This window comes from Polaromonas sp. P3_C2, from assembly GCF_056402675.1.
Map to the genome: position 1 here is coordinate 1 of NZ_JBFUGX010000933.1, position 1,293 is coordinate 1,293.

General features: G+C 64.7%; 1 pseudogene. It reads left to right on the plus strand.

The window, feature by feature from the left end:
- Positions 1-1,293 (plus strand): annotated as a pseudogene (locus AC1DWI_RS23525) (pyruvate dehydrogenase (acetyl-transferring), homodimeric type); the annotation flags it as partial.

Sequence of the window (1,293 nt, forward strand, 5' to 3'; positions counted from 1 at the left end):
GCGCTGACGCTGGCCGCCCGCGAGGGGCTGGACAACATGGTCTGGGTCGTCAACTGCAACCTGCAACGGCTCGACGGCCCGGTGCGCGGCAACGGCCGCATCATCGACGAGCTGGAAAAGCTTTTTGCCGGCGCCGGGTGGAATGTCATCAAGCTGGTCTGGGGCAGCGACTGGGACGGCCTGTTCGCACGTGACCTGACGGACGCGTTGGCCAAAACTTTTGCGCAGACGGTGGACGGCCAGATGCAAACCTTTGCCGCCAAAGACGGGCGCTTTAACCGCGACAACTTCTTCGGCCAGAACGCTGAACTCGCACGCCTGGCCCAGGGCATGACCGATGAGCAGATCGACCGCCTCAAACGCGGCGGCCACGACCTGGTGAAGATCCATGCCGCCTACGCCGCGGCGGCCAGCCACCAGGGCCAGCCCACGGTGATCCTGGCGCACACCAAAAAGGGCTACGGCATGGGAAGCGCCGGCCAGGGCAAAATGACCACGCATTCGCAGAAAAAATTCGACGGCGAAGAGCTGATCGAATTTCGCAACCGCTTCAATTTGCCGCTGTCTGACGAGCAAGCCAAAAACCTGGCCTTCTACAAGCCCGCCGCCGACAGCGCCGAGATGCAATACATGCACGCCAAACGCGCAGCACTGGGCGGCTATTTGCCGCGGCGTGAAACGGCGGCCGACATCGTGAACATCCCAGCCCTGCCCTCTTACGCGCAATTCGCGCTCGCTGCCGACGGCAAAGAGATGAGCACCACCATGGCCTTTGTGCGCATGCTGGGCGGCCTGCTGAAAGACGCGGCCTTGGGCCCGAAGATCGTACCCATCGTGGCCGACGAGGCGCGCACCTTCGGCATGGCCAACCTGTTCAAGCAGGTGGGCATTTACTCCAGCGTGGGCCAGCGTTATGCGCCGGAAGACATCGGCTCGGTGCTGAGCTACCGCGAGGCGCTCGACGGCCAGATCCTGGAAGAAGGCATCAGCGAAGCCGGTGCCATGGCCAGCTGGACGGCCGCGGCCACCAGCTACAGCGTGCACGGCCTGGCGATGCTGCCCTTCTACATTTATTACTCGATGTTCGGCTTTCAGCGTGTGGGCGACCAGATCTGGGCCGCCGCCGACCAGCGTGCCCGCGGCTTCCTGCTGGGCGCCACCTCGGGCCGCACCACGCTGGGCGGCGAAGGCCTGCAACACCAGGACGGCACCAGCCACCTGATCGCCGCGACCATTCCCAACTGCAAGGCCTACGACCCGGCCTTCGCCGGCGAGCTGGCCGTGATCCTGGAC